Here is a 16,801-nt window from a genome sequence, read left to right as displayed (position 1 = left end):
CAAGCCGGCCTTGCCGTTCAGGCGAGGCTTTCGGCGCGGATCAGCATGGCCACGGCGTGGATCCGGTTCTTCGCCTTCATGCGCCGCACGGCGGAGGCGATGTGGGTCTTCACGGTGGCGACGGAAATGTCGAGGCGATGGGCGATCTGCTTGTTGATCATGCCTTCCGCCAGCATGCGCATCACGTCCTTCTGGCGCTCCGTCAGCAGCGACACGCGCTCTTCCGCGAGGACGACCCCGGCCGGACGCGCCTTGAACTCGGCGTTGCGGTGCCAGCTATCCGAAACAGTATCCAGCATGTCTCTCTCCCGCCTCGATCGGCCGCCCTGTCCGGGCCGCCTCTGCTCCTGTCCCGCCCCGTCGGGTGACGCGGCTGCCGAAACGGTTCCGCGTGCTGTCCCCGCCCCGGGGCGTGATCCATGCCGGGGACCCTAGCCGTTTCGGCGGCTTGTAGCGATATGCAAAAAAGTGATAGGTTAAATTGCGAAGATTTCGCATTTTGAGGGAGTGGCCGATCCGATGGCCAAGAAACTGTTCGCCGGTCATGTGCTGCGCAAGCTGCGCGAGCGCGCGGGCCTGACCCAGGTCGCCTTTGCCAGCCGGCTGGACCTGTCGCCGTCCTACGTGAACCAGCTGGAGAGCAACATCCGGCCCATGTCCGCCTCGGTGCTGATCGCCGTCAGCCGCGAGTTCGGTGCGGATCTGGCGAGTTTCGAGGCCAGCGACCTCGACCGTCTGGTGGCCGACCTCGGCGAGGCCTTCGCCGACACGCGGTTCCACGACGGCACCGTCGGCCTGCAGGATCTCAAGAGCGTGGCCACGCACACGCCGGACTTCGCCCGCGCCGTGCTCGGGCTCTATGGCGAGTTGCGGCGCATGAGCGAGCAGCAGGCCTCGCTTGACGATGCACTGGACTCCCAGGTCGAGCCGGCCGGCAAGGGCGTCCGGATGGTGCCCCCCTTCGACGAGGTGCGCGACCATTTCCACTACATCGACAACTATGTCGATGCGCTGGATGTCGGTGCAGAGGCACTGGCGGACCGGCTTGGACTGGCCTGGAATCCGGATCGCTTCGCCGTGCTGGCAGCCTTCCTGCTGGAGACCCACGGGGTGCGCGTCGACGTGACGGAACGCAGCCGTCCGGACGGTCCCATCGCGGCCTTCAATCCGCGCAGCAAGGCCGTGACGCTGGACCGCGCGCTGCCGCGTGCGGCGATGGAGTTCCAGCTCGGCTGCCTGATTGCCGACCTGACCGCCGACGATCTCATCGCCGGCCATCTGGCCCGCGCCGGGTTCCGCAGCCAGGCCGCGCGCGACATCTGCCGGCTGGCGCTGCGCAATTACTTCTCCGGCGCCCTGCTGCTGCCCTATGGCCCGTTCCTGGCGCTGGCCAAGACCTACCGCCATGATCTGGACCGTCTGATGGTGACGACCGGGGCCAGTCTGGAGCAGATCTGCCACCGGCTGTCGACCCTGCAGCGCTCGGGCGAGAAGGGGGTGCCCTTCTATTTCCTTAAGGTCGACCGGGCCGGCAACGTGATCAAGCGGCACAGCGCCACACGGTTCCAGTTCGCCCGCTACGGCGGCGCCTGTCCGGTCTGGAACGTGCATGAGGCCTTCGAGAACCGGGATGGACGCCTGCAGGCGCAGGTCGGCGAGATGCCCGACGGCAGCCAGTACCTGTGCCTCGCCCGCAGTATCTCCAAGCCGGCCTCGCGCTTTGGCGAGCGGGAGCGGCGCTATGCGCTGGGGCTCGGCTGCGAGCTGAAATACGCCGACATGATTGTCTACGCCGACGAGCTTGGCCTGACGGACCGGGTCAATCCGGCCCGGATCGGCATCAACTGCCGCATCTGCCCGCGCAGCGACTGTCAGGACCGGGCCTTCCCCGCCCTCGACAAGGAACTGCTGGTCGACCAGCGCGCCCGCGGCATCGTGCCCTTTTCCCTGCGCTAGGCGGCGCGGCGGCCGCGCCCCTCCTGGCCGCACCCTGCCTGGCGGGACCTTTCCTGTTCGGCAGGCCGGTCCGGATCAGTCGTCCACGGCCTCCTGCGCAAAGAACTGCATGTGCTCGGCCCGGATCCGGATGATCTGCTTGCGGATGCGCGCCAGGTGGGTGCGCATGCCGGGAACGGCCTCGTCCGGATTGCGCGCCCGGATCGCGTCCATGACCCGCACGTGGTCCTCGAAGGCCTCGTTGGAGGCAAAGGCGAGGGACAGATATCGCACGCGGTCCATGTGGGCCTTGTTCTCGCGGATGATCTCCCAGGCGTGGCCATGGCCGGCGCGCACGCAGATTTCCCGGTGAAACTGGTCATCCAGCGCCTGAAACTCGAGCGGCCGCTTGTCGAGGATCGCCTGACGCTGGCCGTCAAGGATGGCCTCCAGCGCGGCGTGGTCGGCCGGCGTCAGCTTCAGGCAGGCGATGCGCACCGTCTCCGCCTCGATCGCGGTGCGGATGAACTGGGCCTGCAGCACCGCGCTTTCGGAAATCACCGAGACACAGGTGGCGCGCTGGGGCCGGATGGTCAGGAAGCCAAGCTTGGACAGGCGGTAGAAGGCGTCGCGCACCGGCTGGCGCGATACGCCCATCGCCTTGGCCACGTCGACCTCGGAGATCTTCGCCCCCGGCGGCAGGTCGAGCGAGAGGATCTGCTGGTGCAGGGCGTCGAAGACGGCATCGGCGACCGACGGGCGGTTCAGCGTTTCCAGGGCTCGCAGTTGCACTGATCCTGTCATCCGGGCCTCCGTTGACTCAAGATGCATACTAGCATATTAGTTTTCTTGCCGACCACCAAGCGGTCAAAGAACCGCAATAGTCGGCCTCAGGGAGGAGAACAAGAGTGGCACGCCTGAATCCGGACCGGCTGTTCCCGCCAGACCTCGAAGGCCGGGTCATCGCCCGGGACCTTTACGAGGAGATCCGCGGGCTGCCGATCATCAGTCCGCATGGCCACACGGACCCACGCTGGTTTGCGGAAGACGCCCCCTTTCCGGACCCGGCCCGCCTGTTCGTCACCCCCGACCACTATGTGTTCCGCATGCTCTGCTCGCAGGGCATTCCGCTGGCCAGCCTTGGTGTCCCGCGCGCCGACGGCGGCTGGACCGAAGCCGACGGTCGCCGTATCTGGCGCCTTTTCGCCGCCAATTACCACCTGTTTCGCGGCACGCCCTCCCGGCTCTGGATCGATCAGGCTCTCGGGGACGTGTTTGGTGTGACGCAGCGCCTGTCCGCCGACACGGCCGATGCGATCCATGATCAGGTCGCCGACTGTCTCTCCCGCCCGGAGTACCGGCCCCGGGCCCTGTTCGAGCGGTTCAACATCGAGACGCTGGCAACGACCGAAGGCGCGCTCGATGACCTGCGCTGGCACAGGATGATCCGCGACAGCGGCTGGGCTGGCCGCGTGATCACCACCTATCGTCCGGATCAGGTGGTGGACCCCGACATGCCGGGGTTCGCCGAGGCCGTCGAGCAGCTGGGCCAGCTTGCGGGCACCGACGCCACGACCTGGACCGGCTATCTGGACGCGCACCGCCGGCGCCGGCTCTGGTTCAAGGCGCAAGGGGCAACGGCCACTGACCATGGCCACCCCACGGCGCGCACCGAGAACCTGCCGGCCGCTGCCGCCGCAGCCCTGTTCGACAAGGCGCTGTCCGGTCGCTGCTCGCCCGACGAGGCCGACGCCTTCCGCGGACAGATGCTGACGGAGATGGCGCGGATGAGCCTTGAGGATGGTCTGGTGATGCAGATCCATCCCGGCGCCGCCCGCAACCACAGCGCCGAGGTGCTCGCCGCCTTCGGGCGGGACAAGGGCTTCGACATTCCGACCCGCACCGACTACGTGCGGGCGCTGCGACCGCTGCTCGACGCCGTCGGCATGCGGTCCGATCTCACCGTCATCGTCTTCACGCTCGACGAGACGGCCTATTCGCGGGAGCTTGCTCCGCTGGCCGGTGTCTATCCGGCGCTGCGGCTGGGCCCCGCCTGGTGGTTCTTCGACAGTCCGGAGGGGATGTTGCGGTATCGCCAGACGACGACGGAAACGGCCGGGTTCTACAACACAGTCGGTTTCAACGACGACACCCGGGCGTTCTGTTCGATCCCCGCCCGCCACGATGTGGCCCGGCGTGTGGATTGTGCCTTCCTTGCCGGTCTTGTCACCTCCGGGCGGCTCGACGGCGACGAGGCGCGCGAGGTCGCACGCGACCTTGCCTACGGGCTTGCGCGGCAGGCCTACCGGCTCTGACCGGTTCACTGATGGGAGGAGACACGATGACTTTTCTGAAGATGGCGAAAGCCGCGCTGCTGGCCAGCGTTCTCATGACCGGATCGGCCCTGGCGTGCGAGACCACGCTGCGGTCGTCCGACACGCATCCGGACGGCTACCCGACCGTCGAGGCGGTGAAGGCCATGGGCAAGATGCTCGAGGAGCGCACCAAGGGCAAGCTCTGCATCGAGGTGTTCCACTCGGCCCAGCTCGGCCAGGAAAAGGACACGATCGAGCAGACAAAATTCGGCGTGATCGACATGAACCGCGTCTCGATGGGACCGTTCAACAATCTGGTCGAGGAAACCAAGGTCGTCTCGCTGCCGTTCATCTTCCGCTCCACGGATCACATGCACAAGGTGATGGACGGGCCGATCGGGGAGGAGATCCTCAAGGCCTTCGAGCCGCACGGCTTCGTCGGTCTCGCCTTCTTCGACGGCGGTTCGCGCAGCTTCTACAACTCGAAGAAGCCGATCACCTCCATCGACGACCTGAAGGGCATGAAAGTCCGCGTCATGCAGTCCGACATCTTCGTCGACATGATGACCGCGCTGGGTGCCAACGCGACGCCGATGCCCTACGGCGAGGTCTATTCCTCGATCCAGACCGGTGTCATCGACGGCGCGGAGAACAACTGGCCGTCCTATGAATCCTCCGGACATTTCGAGGTCGCCAGGTATTACACCCTCAACCAGCATCTGATGGTGCCCGAGGTTCTGGTGATGTCGAAGGCCTCCTGGGACAAGCTGTCGCCGGAGGACCAGGCCACCGTCAGCCAGGCCGCCCGCGACGCGGTGCCGGTGATGCGCAAGCTGTGGGCCGAGCGGGAGAAGGCCTCCGAGGAGAAGGTGCGCGCCGCCGGTGCCCAGGTCATCACCGACATCGACAAGCAGCCCTTCATCGACGCGATGAAGCCCGTCTACGAGAAGCATGTCACTTCGGACAGGCTCAAGGACCTGGTGGCCCGGATTCAGGCCACCGAGTGACGTGATCCCGCTGCCCCGGGCCGCAGCGGCGGCCCGGGGCGCTTCCTCTGCCTCAAGACACGCGGGACACAATGCGCGCGCTTGCCGAATTCTGCGGGCTGGTCGCCCGTGCCGCCCTCTGGATTGCCGGGGTCGGCCTCTCCCTGATGACCGCGATCATCGCGGCCCAGGTCTTCTATCGCTACGTGCTCAACAACAGCATCGTCTGGAGCGAGCCGTTTTCCGTCATCCTGATGGGCTGGTTCATCTTCTTCGGCGCTGCCGTCGGCATCCGGGAAGGCTATCACCTCAGCTTCGACATCCTGCTCTACGTGGTGCCGACCCGGGTGAAGCTTGCGCTGTTCAGCCTGTCGGACCTGCTCGTCGGCCTGTTCGGTGCGGGCATGGCCATCTATGGCTGGCAACTCTGTGCCTCGGCCTGGGACGTCAAGCTGCCCTCCCTCGGGCTGACCGGGGCCGTGGACTTCATGCCGCTGGTCGGCGGCGGGGTCCTGATCCTGCTGTTCTCGGTGGAACGGCTGCTGCGCCGCGCTGCAGGCCTGCCCACGGCCCGCTTCGGCGAAGTCGACATGGCGGAGGCGTGAGATGGAACTCTGGGTTCTCTTCGGCTCCTTTGCCGTCCTTCTGCTGATCGGCATGCCGGTGGCCTTCTGCCTCGGCATCTCGTCGCTCGCCACCGTGCTCTATCTCGGCCTGCCGCCGATGATCGTGTTCCAGCGGCTGAACTCCGGCGTCTCGGTCTTTGCGCTGATGGCGATCCCGTTCTTCATCTTTGCCGGCGAACTGATGGTGCGCGGCGACATCGCCCGCCGTCTCGTGGCCCTCGCCGGAGCCGCCGTCGGGCACATGCGCGGCGGTCTGGGACAGGTCAACATCGCGGCCTCCGTCATGTTCGGCGGTATCTCGGGGTCGGCCGCGGCGGATGCCTCCGCCATCGGCGGCCTGATGATCCCGCAGATGAAGGAGCGTGGCTACGGCGTCGACTATGCGGTCAACGTCACGGTGGTCTCCTCGATCATCGCGCTGCTGATCCCGCCGTCGCACAACATGATCATCTATTCGATCTCGGCCGGCGGCCGCATCTCGATCGCCGACCTGTTCACCGCCGGCATCCTGCCCGGGTTCCTGCTCGCCGGCTGCCTCATGGTTGCGGCCTGGTGGGTGGCGCGCAGCCGTGGCTATCCGACGGAAGCCTTCCCGGGCTGGGGCGCGCTGGCCGGTCTCTTCGCCAATGCCATCCCGGGGCTGCTGCTGATCGCGATCATCTTCTTCGGCGTGCGCTCCGGCGTCTTCACTGCCTCGGAAAGCTCCTGCATCGCGGTCGTCTACGCCCTGCTCGTCACCGTGATTGCCTATCGCACCATGACCTGGAGCAATTTCGTTGCCTCCACCATGGCGGCCGTGCGCACCACGGCGATGGTGCTGATGGTGATCGGCTGCGCGGCGTCCTTCGGCTGGCTGATGGCCCTGCTCAAGGTGCCGACCGAGATGGTGACACTGCTGCAGGGGATCTCGGACAACCCGATCGTCATCCTGCTGCTGATCAACGTGATCCTCCTGTTCCTCGGCACCTTCATGGACATGTCGCCGCTGATCGTGATCACCACGCCGATCTTCCTGCCGGTCGCCACCGCCTTCGGCGTCGACCCGGTGCATTTCGGGGTGATCCTGATCCTCAATCTCGGCATTGGCCTCTGCACGCCACCCGTCGGGGCCGTGCTGTTCGTCGGCTGTGCCGTGGGCCGGATCACCGTCTGGGATGCGGTCAAGACGATCTGGCCCTTCTATGGCGCGGCCTTCGCAGCCCTGATGCTGGTTACCTATGTCCCGGCGTTGTCGCTGTGGCTGCCCTCCCTGTTCCGGTGAGGCCGCCATGCTGAAGACCTACCCGACCGTTGCCACGGACCCTGGCGTGACGCGCCAGGTCCTCAGCCACAGCCCGGAGCTGATGGTGGTCGCGTTCCGCTTTGACCACGCCGGGGCCGAAGGACGGCTGCACAGCCATCCCCACATCCAGTCGACCTATGTCGAAAGCGGCCGGTTCCGCTTTTCGGTCGCAGGGCAAGCCCTCGAGGTGGCACGCGGCGACAGCTTCGTCATTCCATCCGGGGCGGAGCACGGCTGCATCTGCCTCGAACCGGGCACGCTGATCGACACGTTCACGCCCCGCCGCGACGATTTTCTCTGACCTTTCGCCTTGCCAAGGACACGCCCATGCTGACCGTCGAAACCCGCCACGCCATTGATCCGGACGCCGCCAAGCGCATGGATACCGCCGAGCTCCGGCGCAACTTCCATCTGGGCGAGCTGTTCCGTGACGGCGAAATCCGCCTGGTCTACACCCACTATGACCGGATGATCGTCGGCGGTGCGGTGCCGGCCGGTGCCCCGCTGACCCTCGACCATGTGAAGGAATGCGGCACGGCGAGCATTCTCGACCGCCGCGAGATGGCCATCGTCAATGTCGGCGAGGCAGGCACCGTTGCGGCCGGCGGCGTGACCCATGCGCTGGATCGCGGCGACGTGCTCTACCTGCCGCTTGGCTCGGGGCCGGTCACCCTGGACGGCAAGGGTCGTTTCTACCTCCTCTCGGCCCCGGCCCACAGGGTCCATCCCGCGCGGCTGATCCGTCTCGACGAGGCCGCCGTGGTCAAGCTCGGGGCGGCCGAGACGTCCAACGACCGCACGATCTACCAGTTCGTCCATCCGGCCGTGATGACCTCCTGCCAGCTCGTCGTCGGTTACACCAGACTGCACAATGGCTCGGTCTGGAACACCATGCCGGCGCATCTGCATGACCGGCGGATGGAGGCCTATCTCTATTTCGACATGAAGCCGGAGCAGCGCGTGTTCCACTTCATGGGGCGACCCGACGAGACGCGGCATCTGGTGATGAAGAACGAGGACGCCGTCGTGTCCCCGCCCTGGTCGATCCATTGCGGCGCAGGGACCGGCAGCTACACCTTCATCTGGGCCATGGCCGGTGACAATGTCGACTACAAGGACGTGGAGATGGTGGCCATGGAGGACCTGCGGTGAACCCGTTCTCGCTGGAGGGCCGGCGGGCGCTCGTGACCGGTGCCAACACCGGCATCGGTCAGGCCATCGCCATTGCCCTGGGGCGCGCCGGAGCCGAGGTTCTCTGCGCCGCGCGCTCCTCCGCGGCGGAAACGGTTGCCCTGACCGGCCGCGCGCGCGAACTCCGGCTCGACCTGTCCGATCCGATGGCGGCACAGGATCTCTTCGCCCGGGAGGCCATCGACATTCTGGTCAACAACGCCGGCATCATCCGCCGGGCCGATGCGGTCGACTTCTCCGAGGCCGACTGGGACGAGGTGATGGACATCAACCTGAAGGCGGTCTTCTTCACGTGCCAGGCCTTTGCCCGGGCGGTCTTTGCCCGGGGCTCGGACGGCAAGGTGGTCAACATCGCCTCGCTGCTGTCGTTTCAGGGGGGCATCCGCGTGCCCTCCTACACCGCTTCCAAGCACGGGGTGGCCGGGCTGACCAAGCTGCTGGCCAACGAATGGGCCGAGCGCGGCATCAACGTGAATGCGGTGGCACCTGGCTACATCGAGACCAACAACACGGCCGCCCTGCGCAGTGATCCGGAGCGCAACCGGGCGATCCTCGAGCGGATCCCGGCCGGGCGCTGGGGCAAGGCCTGCGACATCGGCGAGGCGGTGGTGTTCCTGGCGTCTCCGGCTGCCGGTTACATTCACGGGGCCGTGCTGAATGTCGACGGCGGCTGGCTGGCGCGCTGAGCCTGCCTGTCCGGCACTGCGGTTGAGCATCCTGGAAGTGGAGACGCGTCATGAGCGCCCTGATCGTTCTCAATCCCGACGACAGTGTCGGTATCCTGCGCGAGCGGTTGTCCGCCGGCGCCGACCCGCTGGGCCTCGGCAGGCCCTTGCCGATGCCCTTGACCGCCGGCCACAAGATCGCCTTGCGGCCCGTTCCGGCCGGCCAGCCGGTCTACAAGTTCGGGCAGATCATCGGCCAGGCGACGCAGGACATTGCGGCAGGCGACCATGTCCACAGCCACAACTGCGGCTTCGGGGCGCATGACCGCAGCTATGCCATCGGGGCCGATCTTGCCCGGGCCCGGGCGGCCATTCCCCGGCTGGCCCCGCGCCAGTTTGCCGGCTATGTGCGCTCCGGCGGCCGGGTCGGCACGCGCAACTTCATCGCGCTCTGCGCAACGGTCAATTGCTCGGCCACCGTCATCCGCCGCGCCGCCCTTGAGCTGGAAGCCTCCGGCGTGCTGGCGGACTTTCCCAACGTCGACGGCATCGTCGCCTTTGCCCATGGCACCGGCTGCGGCATGGCCGGCGAAGGGCGCGGCTTCGACCTTCTCCAGCGCGTCCTCTGGGGCCATGCCACGCATCCGAATGTCGGCGCGGCGGTGTTTGTCGGTCTCGGCTGCGAAGTGATGCAGATCGCGCGCATGAAGGCGATGGCCGGCGCAGCCGGGGCGGATCATGTCCACGGGCTGACGATCCAGGACAGCGGCGGCACGCGGAAGACGATCGACGCGATCAAGGCCAGGGTGCTGGAGATCCTGCCCGCCGTGAATGCGGTCCGGCGCGAGCCGGTGCCCGTCGCCGCGCTCAAGGTCGCGCTGCAATGCGGCGGTTCGGACGGCCTGTCGGGCATCACCGCCAATCCGGCGCTGGGCGCGGCCTGCGATCTTCTGGTGGGGCTCGGCGCCACCGTGATCCTGTCGGAAACGCCGGAAATCTACGGGGCCGAACAGCTGCTGCTGCGCCGGGCCGTCAACCGGGAGGTGGCTGACCGGCTGATCGCCTGTCTCGGCTGGTGGGAGCGCTACACCGAGATGAATGGCGGCAGCATGGACAACAACCCCAGTCCCGGCAACAAGGCCGGCGGCCTCACCACCATCCTCGAAAAGTCGCTCGGCGCCGTTGCCAAGGGGGGCTCGACGCCGCTCACCGCCTTTTACGACTATGCCGAGCAGGTGACGGCACCTGGCCTCGTGTTCATGGACACGCCCGGTTACGATCCGGTCTCGGCAACGGGGCAGATTGCCGGCGGGGCCCAGATCGTCGTCTTCACCACCGGGCGCGGGTCCGCCTTTGGCTCCAAACCCGCCCCGACCGTGAAACTGGCCACCAACGATGCCCTGTTCGCGTCCATGCCGGAGGACATGGACCTCACCTGCGGTGACGTGCTGTCGGCCGGCGTGCCACTCGCCGACAAGGGCGCAGAAATCCTGGAGTGCCTCCTCGCCGTTGCATCGGGCGAAAAGTCGAAATCCGAGCTGCTGGGCCTTGGCGACAATGAATTTGTGCCGTGGCAGGTCGGTGCGGTGATGTGAGGCTCAGAAGCCGGTGCTGCGCCGCAGCAGTGTCGGTGTCGTGCCGGTGAGTCGTCGGAAGTCGCGCGAGAAGTGATAGGGGTCGCCATAGCCGCAGCGCCGCGCGATCACGGCCACCGGATCGCTCGTTGCCGTCAGCAGACGCCTCGCCTCGGCGATCCGCTCCTGGCGCAGGTAACTCATCGGCGTGCTGCCGCTGGCCGCCTTGAAGGCCCGGAACAGCTGCGAGGCGCTGAGGCCGGCGAGGCGCGCAAGATCCTCGATGGTCCAGGCGCGGGCGAGATCCTGCCGCAGCAGCTCGGCAATCCGCGCAATCTGGGGGCTGTGCTGCAGCCCGGACAGGCCGCCGTCCCGCGCACCCGCCAGCACGGCGAGGAGCGCGGCCACCGCAGCATTGGCGCGGGCATCGGCCTCCGGCGCGGGATTTCCGGCCAGCGCGCAGACCTCCCGGAACACGGTCTTAAGGTCATGCGCGGGCTCGGGCCGGAACAGCGGCCGTCGGCTCACGTCCAGCAGCCCGTACAGCGCATCGAGGCCGGTGCCGCGCAGGCCCATCCAGAGATAGCGCCAGGGCTCCGCCCCTGATGCCCCATGCGCATAGGGGCGCGAGGTGTCCAGCCAGAGCACCTGGCCCGGCTCGACCACATGCACCGCGCCGCCGGTCTCGACACGGCCCTGTCCCGCAAGTGCAAGGAGCAGCACGTGGTCATGGTAGCGCTTGCGCACCGGCTCCTGGCCGGGATGCGCGAGCCCCAGTCCGGCCACCTGCAGCGCATAGGGCAGGGCTCCGGCCAGGCGGCCGGGCGTGTGGAACAGGATCTCCTCGTGCTCGAGGTCGCCGCGTGCGTTCACCATGTCCGGCACAATCACCCGATATGCGAGTTTTGTCCATCTCGTGCGAGATGACGGCATTTTCCCTGATGAAAGCCCACGCTATCTTTTGGCAATCGAGGGAGAGTTCGACCATGCCGCACACAACTTCTGCCACGCCGGGCGCCGGTGAGACCGGCGACGATCAGGTGTTTGCGCCGCTGGATCCGGCCTTCGCTGCCGATCCCTATGCGGCCTATGCGAGGCTGCGTGCGCGGGATGGGCTGACCTATTTCGCGGATTTCGACATTCATCTCGCCTCCCGCTTCGAGGATGTCTCGGCCATCGTGATGGACAAGACGATGGTGCGCTCGCTGGACGGGCTGGTGCCGCCGGAGGAGATCGAGGCGCAGAAGCGGGCTGGAAACTGGCACGACATGCCGCATCACTCCCGCTTCGTCCAGTTCAGCCTGCTCGACAGCGACGGCGAGGTGCACGACCGCCTGCGCAAGGCGGTGTTCCGCCTGTTCACGCCGGCGATGGTGGCAAGGCTCCGCGATGACATTCAGGCCTATGTGACGCGCCTCCTCGACCGGCTGCTCGACCAGCGCGACATTGACTTCGTCGAGGATCTGGCTGCCGAGGTGCCCGGCCACATCATCGGTCGCCTCATCGGCGTGCCGGACGAGGACTGTCCGAAGCTGCGCATCTGGTCGGAAAACATCGTCCAGTTCTTCGACATCGACCGCTCGGACGCGCGCAAGCAGATCGCCGAGACCGCGACGACGGAGTTCTATGAGTATCTGACCGCGCTGAAGGCGGAGCGGCTGAAGGCCCCGCGCGCGGACCTCATCTCCGAGCTGATCAAGGCCGAGGCCGCCGGCCTGTTCAGCGAGGACGAGTTCATCTCCACCTGCATGCTGATCCTGATGGCCGGCCACGGGTCGACGATTGATGTTCTGGGATCGGGCATGCATTGCCTGTTGAAGTTCCCGGACCAGGCGGCCCGGCTGAAGGCCGACCCGGCGCTGCTGCCGACCGCGGTGCAGGAGATGTTCCGCTATGAATCGCCGCTGCCGTTCTTCCACCGCTACGCCACCGAGGATGTGACCATCGCCGGCACGCCCTATCCGCGCGGCACCAAGTTCGGCCTGCTTTATGGCGCCGCCAACCGCGACCCTTCCGCCTTCGAGGCCGCGGACCGCTTTGATGTGGGACGCAAGCCGAACCGGCACCTGGCCTTTGGCGGCGGGGCGCATTTCTGCCTCGGCAATCACCTCGCCCGCCTCGACATGGAAATCATCTTCGGCTCGCTGCTGGCCCGCACCCGCGCGATCGAGCTGGCCGATCCGGCCGTGACCTACAAGCGCGGCCTGTCGGTGCGCGGGCCGAAGCGGCTCGACCTGCGGCTGGTGCCCGCATGAGACCGGCCAGCGCAGCAGGCCCATGATCGGGACCGGACCGGGACACCGGGCAGCGGCCTCCCCCGCGGCCCAGGCGGCATCCCACCTGCCTGCCTTGCCCTGTCCGCCCCTTTTGCGCGGCAGGGGGCCTCCAGCCTCCTGCCGCGTACAGTTTCGCAAGCAAACAGCCACCAGACCCGGGAAAACGGAGCCAGAGACCCATGCCCCGCATCACATTCATGTCCGCAGACGGCACGCGGCAGGACGTCGAGGCCACGGAAGGCCAGACGCTCATGGCCGCCGCCGTGGCCCACGGGATCGAGGAAATCGCGGCCGAATGCGGCGGTGCCTGTGCCTGTGGCACCTGCCATTGCTACATCGAGGCCAGCCAGCTCGCCCTGCTGCCCCCGCCCGACGAGGCGGAAGCGGCAATGATCGAGTGCGTGATCGACCCGCGCCTCGAAAGCCGGCTGTCGTGCCAGGTGAAGCTCACTGCGGCCCAGGACGGGCTGGTGGTGCACCTGCCCGCCAGCCAGCACTGATGCCGGCGCGCCCCGGGGTCAGCCAAGCAGGCGGTAGCCGACGCCCGGCTCCGTGACGATGAAGCGCGGGCTGGCCGGGTCGTCATCGAGCTTGCTGCGGATGTGGCCGATGGCGATGCGCAGGTAATGCAGGTCGTCGGCGTGGGCCGGGCCCCAGATCTCCGTCAGGATCTGCCGGTGGCTGACCAGCCGGCCGCCATGGCGCGCGAGCAGGGCCAGCACGTCGAATTCCTTGCGCGTCAGCTTGATGTCCTGCTCGCCGACGCTGACCAGCCGCCGCGCCAGGTCGACCGACAGCGGCCCGACCTGAACGGTCGAGGGTTGGGCCTCGCTGTCGCCCCGCTTGCGCAGCAGCACCCGCAGCCGGGCCAGCAGTTCTCCGGTGGCGAAAGGCTTGGTGACATAGTCATCGGCCCCGGCGTCGAGGGCCGCGATCTTCTCGCCCTCGCCATCGCGCACCGACAGGATCAGGATCGGCACCCGCGACCAGCTGCGGATCTCCCGGACCACGTCCTTGCCGTCCATGTCCGGCAGGCCGAGATCGAGAATGACGAGATCGGGCGCAGCCGTGACGGCCTGCTCCAGCCCCTCGCGGCCGTTGCCGGCCTCCACGGTCTCGTGACCGGCGCTGCCAAGCGCGATCCTGAGAAAGCGGCGGATCGGTGCCTCGTCCTCGATCAGCAGGATCCGCGCGGGCGCGGAGGTCGGGATCATGTCTCGGTCTCCAGTTCCGAGGCCTGCGGCGTGGCCAGCGGCAGTGTCATGACCAGGGCTGCGCCCTTGCCGTCCGGGCCCGAGGTCGCGCGCACGGTGCCGCCATGGGCCGCGACCAGGCCGCGCACGATGGCAAGGCCCATCCCTGTCCCCGCCGGGGCGCCATCGCCGCGCGCGGCCCGGTGAAACAGGTCGAACACCTTTTCCCGGTCGCCAGCCGGAATGCCCGGCCCTTCGTCGATGACCTGGATCTCGGCCCCCCCTTCGGCGGCAAGCCCGGCCCGCACGGAAATCTCGGTGCCGGCCGGAGCATACTTGGCCGCGTTTTCCAGAAGGTTGATGAGCGCCTGGCCGATCAGCACCGGATCCACCTGCAGCATCGGGAAGTCACGCGGAACCTCGACGTTGAGCCGGTGCCGCATCAGCGTGCGGGCCAGATCCGAGCGGACCCTGCCGATGATTTCGCGGATGTCGACGGCACCTTGCCGGGGTTTCAGTGCGCCATGTCCGAGGCGGGTCATGTCCAGCAGGTTCTGCACGTAGCGATCCAGCCGCCGGGCCTCGTCCAGCGCGGTCTCGACCAACGCCTGCCGGTCCTCCCGGGGCAGGTCGGTGTCCGGATCGGCAAGGCTCGACATGGAGCCGATGACGGTGACCAGCGGCGTGCGCAGGTCATGACTGACGGAATTGAGCAGGGCGGCGCGGAGCTGGTCGCTTTCGGCGGCAACCCGGGCGTTCGACAGTTCCTCGGCCAGCCGGTTGCGCTCGATGGCCACGGCGACCTGGTCCTCGACCGCCAGCAGCAACCGCCGTGTCTCCGGATCGGCTGCGCGCTGCGGATCGGCGAAGGCGACCCCGAACACGCCGAAGGGCTTGCCGGCCGTCGCCAGCGGCACGAACAGCCAGTCACTGCCCGGCAGGGTGCCGGTTCCCGTCCCTGCGGCCTCGGCCTTCTCGAACGCCCACTGGGCCGCACCTGCGGCCCTGGCATCGAGATGTTCCTCGATGGTCGGATGCCCCTGCACCTGCTGCAGTGCGCCACCGGCGTCCGGTGTCAGGATCAGGGTGCGGGCATTCAGGGCCTTGGCGCCATGCGCCGCCGCCGCCCACAGGACATCGTCGAACTTTGTGGCCGAGGCGATCTTGCGGGCGAAGGTGTAGAGCGTCTCGATCCGGGTCTGGGTCGCGCGCATGCTTTCGATCTGCGCCTTGAGCCGGCTGGCCAGATTGCCGGTGAACAGGGCGCCGAGCAGGAACACCGACAGCGCGACCACCTCCGACGGCTGCGCGATGCTCAACGTCAACGTCGGATGGATGAAGAAGAAATTGTAGCAGAGGAAGGCCAGGACACTGGCAAACAGGGACGGCCCGAGACCGTAATGGGCGCCAACCAGCATGACGCCCAGCAGGTAGAAGACCGTGAGCGCGCTGCTCGGAATGAGGTCGACGCTCTCCACCGGCAACCCCAGAACCGTTGCAACGGCAGTCACGACCACCGCCGCGACATAGCCTTTCGGCTGCGTGTCGATGCGGGGCCGCGCCACCGCCTTGCGCCGCTCGTTGCGCACATTCGGCGTGACGACGGTCACCTCGAAATCGGTGGCTCCGTCCAGAAGCCGGTCGGACACCGGCTCGCGGAACAGCGCCGTCACCCGCCGCCAGGGGCTTTTCTGCCAGCGGGGACGGCCGATCAGCAGGCGGGAGACATTGCGCGAGCGGGCAAAGCGCAGCAGCTCCCCGGCCACGTCGGACTCGGCTCTCAGCGTCACGGGTTCCGCGCCGAGCGTCTCGGCCAGCCGCATCGCATCCTGCATCTGCTGCTGTGCGTCCGCGCCCAGGGCCTCATGCGTCGGCGTCACGACGGTGACGACCAGCCATGGGATCTTGGCCCGCTCGGCCATGCGCTTGCCGGAGCGGACGAGGGTCTTGGCGACCGGTGCCTCGTTGATGCAGACCATCAGTCGCTCGCCGCTGGGCAGCGGCCCGCGCGTGGCCTTGGCCTGCATCAGCGACAGGATCTCCGCGTCGACCTGCCCGGCGGTGGTGCGCAGCGCCATCTCGCGCAGGGCCGTCAGCTTGTCGCGGGTGAAGAAGTTCTCGAGCGCCTGACCGGCCTGGGCCGGGCGATAGATCTTGCCGTCCTTCAGCCGGTCGATCAGCTCGTCCGGCGGCAGGTCGATCAGCTCGATCGCGTCCGCCTCGGCCACCACCGCATCCGGCACCGTCTCCTGCACGCGCGCACCGCTGATCCGGGTCACCGCATCATTGAGGCTCTCGATGTGCTGGATGTTGAGCGTGGTCAGGACGTCGATGCCGCTGTCGAGCACCTCCATCACGTCCTGCCAGCGCTTGGGATGGCGCGAGCCGGGCGGGTTGCTGTGCGCCAGCTCGTCGATCAGGGCAAGCTGGGGCCGGCGCTCGATCAGGGCGTCAACATCCAGCTCGGTCAGGACCTGGCCCCGGTAGGGCACGCGCCGGCGGGGCAGGAGGGCAAGGCCGACCAGCTCCGCCGCCGTTTCCATGCGGCCGTGGGTCTCCACCAGGGCGGCGACCACATCCACGCCGGCGCGGCGGCGCAGATGCGCCTCCTCGAGCATGGCGTAGGTCTTGCCGACCCCCGGTGCGGCGCCGAGGAAGATCTTCAGCTTGCCGCGCTTCTGGGGCGGCTCGCTTTCGGCCCGGGCGACCTCAAGGAAGGTTTCCGGAGCGGGACGGTCATCCTCGGCTGGCGTCACGG

General features: G+C 67.6%; 16 protein-coding genes. 11 read left to right on the top strand and 5 right to left on the bottom strand.

Annotated elements, in window-relative coordinates; all coding sequences use genetic code 11:
• Positions 1–17: 17 nt before the first annotated feature.
• The gene (locus GWI72_RS14395; protein ID WP_161676890.1) at positions 18–299 is read right to left on the bottom strand and encodes a LuxR C-terminal-related transcriptional regulator; all 282 of its coding nucleotides are present in this window, start codon (positions 297–299) and stop codon (positions 18–20) included.
• Between the two features lie 220 nt (positions 300–519).
• Here GWI72_RS14395 and GWI72_RS14390 point away from each other — a divergent pair, with 220 nt between their 5' ends.
• Complete coding sequence (locus tag GWI72_RS14390; RefSeq protein WP_161676889.1) at positions 520–1,956, top strand: helix-turn-helix domain-containing protein; 1,437 nt, start codon at positions 520–522, stop codon at positions 1,954–1,956.
• Positions 1,957–2,031: 75 nt separating this feature from the next.
• On the opposite strand, the gene GWI72_RS14385 is transcribed toward GWI72_RS14390, so the two are convergent.
• Complete coding sequence (locus tag GWI72_RS14385; RefSeq protein ID WP_348272682.1) at positions 2,032–2,727, bottom strand: GntR family transcriptional regulator; 696 nt, start codon at positions 2,725–2,727, stop codon at positions 2,032–2,034.
• 116 nt (positions 2,728–2,843) lie between these two features.
• Here GWI72_RS14385 and uxaC point away from each other — a divergent pair, with 116 nt between their 5' ends.
• The 8 genes from uxaC to GWI72_RS14345 all read left to right on the top strand — a co-directional run bounded on the left by uxaC (position 2,844) and on the right by GWI72_RS14345 (position 10,595).
• Positions 2,844–4,250 carry a glucuronate isomerase gene (uxaC, locus tag GWI72_RS14380; protein WP_161709020.1) on the top strand — a complete coding sequence of 469 codons (1,407 nt, stop codon included), beginning with the start codon at positions 2,844–2,846 and terminating at the stop codon, positions 4,248–4,250.
• A 26-nt stretch (positions 4,251–4,276) separates the two neighbouring features.
• Positions 4,277–5,257: a TRAP transporter substrate-binding protein gene (locus GWI72_RS14375; protein WP_161709019.1), complete on the top strand. Its 981-nt coding sequence runs from the start codon at positions 4,277–4,279 to the stop codon at positions 5,255–5,257.
• Positions 5,258–5,328: 71 nt separating this feature from the next.
• Positions 5,329–5,841 carry a TRAP transporter small permease gene (locus GWI72_RS14370; protein WP_161709018.1) on the top strand — a complete coding sequence of 171 codons (513 nt, stop codon included), beginning with the start codon at positions 5,329–5,331 and terminating at the stop codon, positions 5,839–5,841.
• A 1-nt stretch (position 5,842) separates the two neighbouring features.
• On the top strand, positions 5,843–7,123 hold the full coding sequence (locus tag GWI72_RS14365) for a TRAP transporter large permease (RefSeq protein ID WP_161676884.1): 1,281 nt from the start codon (positions 5,843–5,845) through the stop codon (positions 7,121–7,123).
• A 7-nt stretch (positions 7,124–7,130) separates the two neighbouring features.
• On the top strand, positions 7,131–7,445 hold the full coding sequence (locus GWI72_RS14360; protein ID WP_179956080.1) for a cupin domain-containing protein: 315 nt from the start codon (positions 7,131–7,133) through the stop codon (positions 7,443–7,445).
• 26 nt (positions 7,446–7,471) lie between these two features.
• On the top strand, positions 7,472–8,296 hold the full coding sequence (gene kduI, locus GWI72_RS14355; protein WP_161709017.1) for a 5-dehydro-4-deoxy-D-glucuronate isomerase: 825 nt from the start codon (positions 7,472–7,474) through the stop codon (positions 8,294–8,296).
• Positions 8,293–9,021 carry a 2-dehydro-3-deoxy-D-gluconate 5-dehydrogenase KduD gene (gene kduD, locus GWI72_RS14350; RefSeq protein WP_161709016.1) on the top strand — a complete coding sequence of 243 codons (729 nt, stop codon included), beginning with the start codon at positions 8,293–8,295 and terminating at the stop codon, positions 9,019–9,021. Before kduI ends, kduD begins: the two co-directional genes overlap by 4 nt.
• A gap of 50 nt (positions 9,022–9,071) precedes the next feature.
• Positions 9,072–10,595, top strand: a complete 1,524-nt coding sequence (locus tag GWI72_RS14345; protein ID WP_161709015.1) for a UxaA family hydrolase — start codon at positions 9,072–9,074, stop codon at positions 10,593–10,595.
• 3 nt (positions 10,596–10,598) lie between these two features.
• On the opposite strand, the gene GWI72_RS14340 is transcribed toward GWI72_RS14345, so the two are convergent.
• Complete coding sequence (locus GWI72_RS14340) at positions 10,599–11,450, bottom strand: AraC family transcriptional regulator (protein WP_161709014.1); 852 nt, start codon at positions 11,448–11,450, stop codon at positions 10,599–10,601.
• Positions 11,451–11,560: 110 nt separating this feature from the next.
• On the opposite strand from GWI72_RS14340, the gene GWI72_RS14335 reads away from it, so the two are divergent.
• Together GWI72_RS14335 and GWI72_RS14330 are read left to right on the top strand one after the other, a co-directional pair.
• On the top strand, positions 11,561–12,829 hold the full coding sequence (locus GWI72_RS14335) for a cytochrome P450 (protein WP_161709013.1): 1,269 nt from the start codon (positions 11,561–11,563) through the stop codon (positions 12,827–12,829).
• Between the two features lie 200 nt (positions 12,830–13,029).
• Entirely contained in the window at positions 13,030–13,350 is a 321-nt protein-coding gene (locus GWI72_RS14330; protein ID WP_161709012.1) for a 2Fe-2S iron-sulfur cluster-binding protein, read from the top strand.
• 18 nt (positions 13,351–13,368) lie between these two features.
• Here GWI72_RS14330 and GWI72_RS14325 read toward each other — a convergent pair whose 3' ends face one another.
• Both GWI72_RS14325 and GWI72_RS14320 read right to left on the bottom strand, forming a co-directional pair.
• The gene (locus tag GWI72_RS14325) at positions 13,369–14,064 is read right to left on the bottom strand and encodes a response regulator (protein WP_161676878.1); all 696 of its coding nucleotides are present in this window, start codon (positions 14,062–14,064) and stop codon (positions 13,369–13,371) included.
• On the bottom strand, positions 14,061–16,799 hold the full coding sequence (locus tag GWI72_RS14320; RefSeq protein WP_161709011.1) for a DUF4118 domain-containing protein: 2,739 nt from the start codon (positions 16,797–16,799) through the stop codon (positions 14,061–14,063). Before GWI72_RS14320 ends, GWI72_RS14325 begins: the two co-directional genes overlap by 4 nt.
• Positions 16,800–16,801 lie beyond the last annotated feature (2 nt).

This window comes from Pannonibacter sp. XCT-53 (assembly GCF_009915765.1).
GTDB lineage: Bacteria > Pseudomonadota > Alphaproteobacteria > Rhizobiales > Stappiaceae > Pannonibacter > Pannonibacter tanglangensis.
This window is presented reverse-complemented; position numbering and strand designations above follow the sequence as displayed.